Here is a 9,157-nt window from a genome sequence, read left to right as displayed (position 1 = left end):
AAAAAATACATAAGCAAGAAATATGAAACCAAGCATTGTTCTCATATTTTTGTTACCATAGATTATCTTTTATAATTTAGTCACTTAGGTTTATACATGGAAAGAAAAAGGTCGAGTTGGCAATTTAATGCCATCTCAGTAGTCCTTCTTGCGACACTGTTTAGCGGATGCAAAAGTGGTCATGAAAATAATGATGAAAATACAACCGACCAAGGTTCTACGCCATCAGTAGTTGAAATCAGCGTACCTAACTCGATTTCATTTTCAGAGCCATCATCTGGCTCTAGTACACAATCAATTACTGTTTCTCTTTCCGAAGCCTTACCTGAAGATCTGACCTTAACAATCTCGACAAGCGATGTAACAACTCGCTCTGATGGTACCTTTAAAAACTACGATGCTATCTCCAGTCAAAACGTCAAAATTTCGGCAGGTGCAACCAGCGCTGATCTGCCGCTAAATCTGGTAAACAATAATTTGTACGAGGGTAACAAAACACTTCATTACTCTATTAGTGTTGACAACAATACAAATTACACACTGTCAAACGAGCGAACAGTAGTAACCATTGATGATAGCGATACACAGCCAACGGTTAGTTTTAGTAACGACTTAAGAACCGTTGTAGAGGGCGACAGTATTGTTCAACAAGCAGTTTTGAGTCATTATACATCTCAAGATGTAACCCTTACCCTAACTCAAAATGGTATTGCCGCCCCCGAGGACTTCATTGTAGATATATCAGGTTTAGCTCTTAAACTGCCAGCAGAAACTCTATCAACGAATATCACATTTACTGCTCGTGATGATAGCTTCGATGAAGGTGGTGAGTCAGTAATCTACACGATAGCTTCCGTTGGTAACGCGACTATCAATTCAAATAAAAACACTCTCGCATTTTATATTCCTGGGCAGAAAAACTTCAATGATACTGGGTATGTCACTTATTTTGATGGTACAGACTACGACAGTGTTACTCCTCCAGCGTCACACCCAAATCAAGATGCAGATTTTGGTTTAGATGTAACAAATGGAGACGAACATTCGGATGGAGAGTATGGCTTCCGCTACACCAAGTTAGATGCTCACGGAAACCGTCTAACACCTAGCGCTACTGATTGGCGCTGCGTTAGAGACGAGCATACCGGATTATATATTGAAGCGAAACAAGCCCCGATAGCACTACCCAGTCAATCAGAGGTAGATACCTGGGTCAAGAACCACAAAGACGCCCCTGACGCCAACCCTTACCCGTGGGATAGCCAGTCAAGCTCTTGGAGAAGCGCATCATACACATATACTTGGTACGACTCTGACAATACAACAAATGGTGGCTACGCTGGCGCACCCAATGATCTCTTGTATAGCGCAGGCCCGATATCTTCTCAATGCGCTTACATTAATGATGGTTCAGGGAGCAACCACTGTAATACAGCTAGCTATATTGATAGCCTAAACAGTCGCTCAATTTGCGGTATTACAGATTGGCGATTACCATCCCCTGTTGAAGCCCGCTCATTTATTAACTTCAATGTCGGCAGCGTTCCTGCTGGCGCCATTGATTTCTTTCCTAACCTAGGAGAGCGACTCTTCACACATTCAAGTTCTGTTAAGCAAGATGGTAGTGCTAGATGTATCGACTCTCAAAGTGGTGAACTTGAGCTATGTAACAAAAACATTGCAGGTTCGACAGGTATTGTGGCGGTAAGTGGGGGTATTGAATAATGAGACTAAAACTATTCTTAGGTGTAACTGCCTCTTTGCTAAGTGTAAATACTATCGCACAAACCTGCGTGCAAACTCAAACGCCCTCTCACCAAGACGGGCAATTTATTGATCGTAAAGATGGTACATTACTCGACGTAACGACTAATTTGCTTTGGTCAAAATGCAACCTAGGTGAAACCTACAATCAATCCAATGACACATGTGATGGTACCGCGATTAAATATCAGAATTGGCAGGATGCGCTCATCGCAACCAAAGATGCAGATTTGACCACTATTGCAGGCCAGGCTGGTTTTCGGTTACCTAACATCAAAGAGTTAAGTTCAATCGTTGACTATAGCTGTACTAGACCAGCAATAAACCTGACGTACTTCCCAACCACAACCAATGAACCATATTGGACTAACACACCTGACGCTCATAAGATAAACAGCAATTATGATGGTTTAATTATTGATTTTGAAGAAGCTTTAGAAGTCATTACCGACCCAGATGATATTCCACACCCTCTTGTTCGATTAGTGAAAACATTTAACTAGCTTCTACGGTACAAGTAATCAAAAAGAGCAGCTCACTAGCTGCTCTTTTTATTACGCTCGACTTGTCAGTCAGTTAGTTAATTGACCATTGAGACAATGAGCGTTTAAAGTCTTGGTAGCCAAACTCATTCAGCTTTTGTACTTCGCCATTGCTGCGCTCACAATAGATTGATGGCATCTTCAGTCCGTTGAACCAGTTGAGCTTCACCATGGTGTAACCTGCGCTGTCCAACAAGTGAAGCTTTTGACCAATCTTCAACGGCTCATCAAAGCTTGTTTCACAGAACTGATCGCCCGCAAGACATGAACACGAACCAATCACGTAGTCATGGCTGCCGTTTTCAGACGCTTCTAATACCGATGCTGGTTCATTGTAAATAAGCGTGTCAAGGCGGTGCGCCTCAGTTGCTGAATCCACAATCGCAGTTTTCTTCACGTTCTCAACAATATCCACCACTGTCACAACCAAGTCTGTTGTTTTCGTGATGATCGCTTCACCCGGCTCAAGGTACATCTGCACACCGTGCTTTTCAGAGAAGGCTTTCAGCGCAAGCCCCAGTTTCTCGATGTCATAACCCGGCCATGTAAAGAACACACCGCCGCCCATGCTCACCCAATCTAGCTTATCTAGGTGCTCGCCAAACTGTTCTGAGATTGAATCAAGCAATCCAATAAAGGCATCGACATCTTTGTTCTCACAGTTCATGTGGAACATCACACCATTAATCTCATCAAAGATTTCAGGTTTGATGTGGTCAGCTTGCACACCTAAACGAGAGAATTGACGCGCAGGGTTTGCTAAGTCTTGTCCTGCGTAGCTTACGCCCGGATTTAGACGTAAACCCAGCGACGCTTTTCCTTCAACAATATGACGGTACGCTTCGAATTGGCTTTGCGAGTTGAATATCATCTTGTCGCAGATGTCAGCCACTTCTCTCACGTCGTCTTCGCTGTAACCCACACTGTAAGCATGCGTTTCACCACCAAAGGTTTCGTAGCCAAGTTTCACCTCGTATGGGCCAGAGCTTGTCGTGCCATCCAGGTAAGGCTTGATGATGTCAAACACACCCCATGTCGAGAAACACTTCAGTGCCAATACCAGTTTTACACCTGAAATCTCTTTCAGTTGCTTGGCTTTCTCTAAGTTCGCAATCAACTTATCTTCGTTGATCATGAAATACGGCGTTTTTAGTTCGTTGTTTTGCATGTTAATACCTTGCGGCCCTCGAGTTCACGAAGGCACATGATAATCGAACAAAGCCGACGCAACAGCATCGGCTTGTAATTATACGTTCTCGTCAATCATATGACTTTGAATGGGATTCGCAGAGCTTTGACCTTGTCGCTAGGACATCGCACGGAGTTTACGAACGTAAATGAGCACGATGGACAACGCGACAAGGGCAAAGAGCAAGAATTACTTCAAAGTATGGATTAGAGGTAGACCTTGCCCTGGCTCTAGCTCTTGAACATGCCAATCTAGACCAATTTCAGGCATGGTTGCCAGGAACGGGTCTGGGTTCAGCTGTTCCATATTGAATACCCCTTTGTCAGCCCATTCGCCACGGAAGAACTGCAGTGCAGCGGTAATTGCAGGAACACCGGTAGTGTAAGAGATCGCTTGGTGTTCTACGTCTGCGTAAGCAACTTCGTGGTCGGCGTTATTGTAGATAAACACACTGCGCTCTTTACCATCTTTCTTACCTTGAACCCAAGTACCGATACACGTCAAACCTGTGTAACCCGGAGCAAGAGACGTTGGATCTGGCAGTAGCGCTTTAAGAACATGTAGAGGCTGAACCACAGTACCATCGTGTAATGTTAGTGGATCTGGACTTAGTAGGCCGATATCACGCATGCAGTTGAAGTAGTTTAGGTACTTGTCACCAAAGCCCATCCAGAACTCGATGCGCTTAGCTGGGATGAACTCTTTCATTGAACGAACTTCATCGTGCGCCATTGAGTACACTTTGTGAGTACCACAGTTAGGGAAATCAAACTCAAGCATACGTGAGTGACAAGGTACTTGTTTCCACTCTTCATTTTCCCAGTAGAAAGAATCACCTTGGATCTCAAGCATGTTGGTTTCTGGGTCAAAGTTTGTCGCAAACTTCTTGCCGTGGTCGCCAGCATTGACGTCCATTACATCAATTGAGTCAATCTCATCGAACAAGTGCTTAACCGCGTACGCTGCAAAGATTGATACCACACCTGGATCGAAACCAGCGCCAAGAATACCTGTGATACCCGCTTCTGCGAACTTCTCACGGTAGCCCCACTGCCAATCATAAGCTTGTGGTACTTGTTGGCCTTCAGAACATAGATCAACCGCAACTGATGTATCTAAATAAGATACTTTCGATTGGTAACACGCTTCCATGATCGCCATGTTTACCCAAGGAGGACCAGCGTTGATCACTAGATCCGGCTGAACTTCTTTAATCAAAGCAACAAGCGCATCAACATCGTCAGCGTCTACTGAACGAGCCTCTAGTTTCTTAGTAGAATCTTTAAGGTTATTTTTGCCCTTGATAGATTCGATGATTTTTTCACACTTCGCGATTGTGCGAGAAGCGATTGTGATATCACCCAGTACTTCGTTATTTTGTGCTGCTTTGTGTGCAACAACCCAACCAACGCCGCCTGCACCAATTTGTAGAATAGCCATAGTTTTAATTACCCTTGTTGTTCTGCTAGCTCAATGGCTAGAGTTTGAATTTTGTTAATTAAAGATTTGAAATCTGATGTCGTTAAGCACGGATTCAAGATAGTAAATTTCAGCGCGCTTTTACCATCAACGACCGTTTCGCCAAGTACTGCAACGCCACGAGTCAGCGCCTCCAGTCTTAGCGTTTGATTCAGTTTGTCTAAATCTAGGTCACCGTTTGCTGACGGCTTAGATCGGAACAGCACTGTTGATAATGAAGGCTCCGCGAGTAGCTCTAAGTCCGCTTGGTTTTGAATCAGGTCTGCCACTTCTAGCGTTTGCTCAAGAAGATGGTCGTACATATCACCCAGTTGCTTTGGCCCAACGCTTTGCATGGTCATGAAGACTTTCAGTGCATCGAAACGCTTGGTGGTAGCGATAGACTTATCGACTAGATTCGGCAGCTCATCGTGCTCGCGATTCAAGTAATCTGCGTGATGCAGTAAGTACTTGAAGTTCGCTTTGTCTTTGAGAAGCACAGCACCACAACTGATGGTTTGGAAGAACAACTTGTGGAAGTCGACACTCACTGAGTCCGCTTTTTCGATACCTTTTAAACGAGCTTTGTGGCTACTTAAGATAAGCGCGCCACCGTAAGCACTGTCGACATGGAACCAAAGGCCTTGTTGATTGGCGATGTCAGCAATCGCTTCCAGGTCATCAATAGCACCGTGATCGGTAGTACCCGCAGTACCAACCACAGCAAAAGGAATCAAACCTTGAGCTTTAAGTGCTTTCACTTCTGCATCTAACAAGTCAGGCTTGATAGTGCCGTTTGCATTGGTGTCAACACAGCATACTGCCGCTTCACCTAGCCCTAATAGAGAGGCTGACTTTTGAACCGTGAAGTGCGATTTCTTTGAACATAAGATACGCAGCTTGCTCGCGTATTCTGGTAAGCCAAGCTTTTGGATAGAATGACCATTGTGCTTATCCGCAACCCAGTCTCTCGCAAGCAATAAACCCATTAGGTTACTTTGCGTGCCGCCGCTAGTGAAAACACCGTCAGCTTGTGCGCCAAGTTGGTATTTGTCGCACATCCAATCCACGACACGCTGCTCTACATAAGTCGCAGCAGATGCTTGGTCCCATGAATCCATTGATTGATTCAACGCCGCGATAATCGATTCCGCAGCTACCGAAGCCATAAGCGGTGGAGTGTGAAGGTGCGCAATGCAGTCTGGGTGTTGCACGAAGATGGAGTTTGCAGCGACAAGGTCTGCAGTGCTATCTACAACATCAACCAAAGCGTGTTGATTGTTATCGAGATCAACAGCATTGATAGCTGCTTCTAACACTTTTGGATCTAAACCCGAATAAGGGGTTTCAACCTGTTCAAAAACGGCTTTCATCGCTTGAGTGGTTTGGTTCATCACGTTGGCAAACTCGTCACTACCACGAGGGCCAGTGTGAATGAAATGCTTATTCCATTCTTGGTTTGGCTGTTCACCAGAAGCTTGCTGTTCTTGAACACCGCCACCAGCCGCAATCATGGCTTCTTCCATCACGCGCAGTGCAAAATCAATCTGTTCGAAAGAGATAATCATCGGTGGCAGAAAGCGAATCACTGAGCCGTCACGACCGCCTTTCTCAACCATTAAACCGCGCTCTAGTGCTGCACGTTGAATAGCTAGTGTCAGTTCACCATCAGATTTGGGCTCACCAAATTTATTAAGTTCACCGTTTGGTTGCTTGATCTCAGCGCCAAGCATCAGGCCTTTACCGCGCACTTCAGCAATACAGTTCACGCGAGATTGGATTTTTTCTAGACCTTGACGTAGGTATTGACCGGCAATCTTTGCATGCTCAACCAAGCCGTCACGCTCGATGATTTCTAACGCTTTAGCGCCTGACACCATTGCCAGTTGGTTACCACGGAAAGTACCCGTGTGCTCGCCAGCTTTCCAAGTGTCGATACTCTTATCAAACACAAGCAATGACATTGGAAGTCCGCCACCGATCGCTTTAGACAGACACAAGATATCAGGGTTAACGCCCGACTCTTCAAACGCGAATCGATGACCGGTTTTACCGACACCACACTGAATTTCATCAAAAATCAGTAGGATACCGTGTTCGTCACAGATGCGACGCAAGCCTTGTAGCCAAGACGCAGGAGCTGGAATCACACCGCCCTCACCCTGTACGGGCTCTACGATCATTGCAGCTGGCTTCATGATGCCAGACTCATCATCGTTCAACATGCGTTCGATGTAACGGATACTTGCGTTAGCCCCTGCTTCTCCGCCAATGCCAAACGGGCAGCGTAGGTTGTATGGGAAAGGCATAAAGTGCACGTCAGACATCAAACCGCTGCGACGTTCTTTTGTACCTAGGTTACCCATCATGCCCATGGTGCCGTTGGTCATGCCATGGTAAGCACCACGGAAAGCAAACATGGTATTGCGACCTGTGGTTTGTTTGGCTAGCTTGATCGCTGCTTCAACAGCATCTGCACCGGATGGGCCACAGAATTGAATCACTGAGTTGTTTGAAAACTCTTGAGGAAGAAAGGCTTTCACGCGCTTGATAAACGTCTCTTTTGCTTGAGTCGTAATATCAAGAGTTTGGTATGGCAAACCAGAATCGAGCTGGTCTTTGAGTGCTTGGTTAATCTCTGGGTGGTTATAACCCAAAGAAAGTGTACCCGCACCGGCTAAGCAATCTAAAAATAGTTGTCCACGAGTATCTTCAACCAAGGCACCGCATGCTCGCTTGATAGCAATTGGTAGGCGTCTTGGGTATGAGCGAACATCCGATTCGTGCTGCTCTTGCTCAAGCAAAATAGCATCAGGTGTTAGGTCATAAGTTCCCTCTACGATAGGAACCATAGTTGAAAATGAATTTGCGATAGTGTTGATATCGACTTCAAAGGCGGTAGTCATAAAAATTCCCTTGAATATGTTCATACTCACCTCCATCAAACGCAAATACACACCAGCCCTCTCGATTAACAAGAGTTCTTAATGAAATACGCATATTGTCTAGAAATGAGATATAGCTGTACGCCCGCATAAGTCAAACGACGAATACGAAATTAAGCTGCCTTAAGACAGTGAGAAATTGTTAGCGCGAGCTCAAGGTTCAGTAATGCTACTGTTTTGAAGAATTGGACATTTTTGCAGGATCGGGCAGCTATGAGGAGCTGGTCCCTTTGGAAATGCAGAGCTGATTAGCAATGTTGTAGTTAGTATGTTCAATGTTGGGTTTCCCATTAGCATGGCGAACTGCGCCATAAGTATCCCGTCTATCAGCTAAAGGACTAGCCGATACCTACCCTACGTAATGTCCCAATCAGCAAGAATGGTCATTACGCGTATCCCCCAGAAAGCAATCGCGGCTCTTTTTGAACATCGGCCGTTCCGAGATTGCGCGGGAAAGTAACATAAAGTGAAACGAACTATCAATAGTTTTTAATAAACGCTTAATTAATACGCGCAGTGAGTGACAAATTGCTTTAATTATCGCCAATATAAGTTTAAAAGCGAGATCCCCGGTTCGTTCGTCCCTCCACGCCCGAGGATGACGGTGTAGGTATACAAATGTTACTGGTGAGAGTTTAAAGCTAACCTTAGAACCATAGGCGACCTCATACCGAACCTTACACTGAAACCAGCAAAGTTCAGTACACGATAAGGGAGTGAAAAGTTAATCACCTGCCCGCATCACGTCATTCCCTAGCGCGAGGGACGAGCTCATAGGGAATCCCCTACAACATGTCATTGTATTGCTTTATTCAAGAAACTATCTGATGCAATAGACTAAGCTGAAACTAATCAACAGAAGGTAAGTAGATCCCCGGCTCGCTCGTTCCTCGCGCCCGAGGATGACGGTGAGGGGTTATAAACGTTGCTAGAGAAGCTTTGAGCCATTGTACCTTTCCGTCATTTCCTAGAGCGAGGAACGAGTTCATAGGGAATCTCGCTTTTAAAAACTGAGTGATATATACGTATTTGATAACGGAGGTTTTGATATAGAGATGAAGCTTGGCTGCGGGGTCAACTCGTGACCTGGTATCTCAAATAGCTTTAGTGTGTTTCAGATGCGAAAAAGGCTCATCATTTCTGATGAGCCTTTTTCAAATTGGAGCGACGCGGCCGGCTAGGACACGGGGTCAACTCGTGACCTGACGTCTCAAATAGCTTTAACATATTCCAAAAGCAAAAAAGGCTCACCATTTCTG

Annotated in this window: 5 protein-coding genes; 2 read left to right on the top strand and 3 right to left on the bottom strand. The window is 45.1% G+C overall.

Features of this window, described 5'->3' with window-relative positions:
- The first annotated feature begins 96 nt into the window (after positions 1 to 96).
- Together BCT81_RS10660 and BCT81_RS10655 are read left to right on the top strand one after the other, a co-directional pair.
- Entirely contained in the window at positions 97 to 1,725 is a 1,629-nt protein-coding gene (locus BCT81_RS10660; RefSeq protein ID WP_102424188.1) for a DUF1566 domain-containing protein, read from the top strand.
- Positions 1,725 to 2,267 carry a DUF1566 domain-containing protein gene (locus BCT81_RS10655; protein ID WP_061032800.1) on the top strand — a complete coding sequence of 181 codons (543 nt, stop codon included), beginning with the start codon at positions 1,725 to 1,727 and terminating at the stop codon, positions 2,265 to 2,267. The genes BCT81_RS10660 and BCT81_RS10655 overlap by 1 nt, the downstream gene beginning before the upstream one ends.
- A 73-nt stretch (positions 2,268 to 2,340) precedes the next feature.
- On the opposite strand, the gene nspC is transcribed toward BCT81_RS10655, so the two are convergent.
- From nspC to BCT81_RS10640, 3 genes are all read right to left on the bottom strand, one after another.
- Positions 2,341 to 3,474: a carboxynorspermidine decarboxylase gene (gene nspC, locus BCT81_RS10650; protein WP_102424186.1), complete on the bottom strand. Its 1,134-nt coding sequence runs from the start codon at positions 3,472 to 3,474 to the stop codon at positions 2,341 to 2,343.
- 210 nt (positions 3,475 to 3,684) lie between these two features.
- Positions 3,685 to 4,935, bottom strand: coding sequence for a carboxynorspermidine synthase (locus BCT81_RS10645; RefSeq protein ID WP_102424185.1), 1,251 nt, complete (start codon positions 4,933 to 4,935; stop codon positions 3,685 to 3,687).
- A gap of 8 nt (positions 4,936 to 4,943) precedes the next feature.
- On the bottom strand, positions 4,944 to 7,883 hold the full coding sequence (locus BCT81_RS10640; RefSeq protein ID WP_198596877.1) for a pyridoxal phosphate-dependent class III aminotransferase: 2,940 nt from the start codon (positions 7,881 to 7,883) through the stop codon (positions 4,944 to 4,946).
- Positions 7,884 to 9,157: the final 1,274 nt, after the last annotated feature.

The sequence above is a fragment of the Vibrio sp. 10N.261.52.A1 genome, from assembly GCF_002876325.1.
Lineage (GTDB): Bacteria > Pseudomonadota > Gammaproteobacteria > Enterobacterales > Vibrionaceae > Vibrio > Vibrio chagasii.
This window is presented reverse-complemented; position numbering and strand designations above follow the sequence as displayed.

Bases quoted from the DNA above. Each gene is read 5' to 3' on its own strand.
- BCT81_RS10660 (WP_102424188.1), top strand. From the start codon at position 97: ATGGAAAGAAAAAGGTCGAGTTGGCAATTTAATGCCATCTCAGTAGTC.
- BCT81_RS10655 (WP_061032800.1), top strand. From the start codon at position 1,725: ATGAGACTAAAACTATTCTTAGGTGTAACTGCCTCTTTGCTAAGTGTA.
- nspC (WP_102424186.1), bottom strand. From the start codon at position 3,474: ATGCAAAACAACGAACTAAAAACGCCGTATTTCATGATCAACGAAGAT.
- BCT81_RS10645 (WP_102424185.1), bottom strand. From the start codon at position 4,935: ATGGCTATTCTACAAATTGGTGCAGGCGGCGTTGGTTGGGTTGTTGCA.
- BCT81_RS10640 (WP_198596877.1), bottom strand. From the start codon at position 7,883: ATGAACATATTCAAGGGAATTTTTATGACTACCGCCTTTGAAGTCGAT.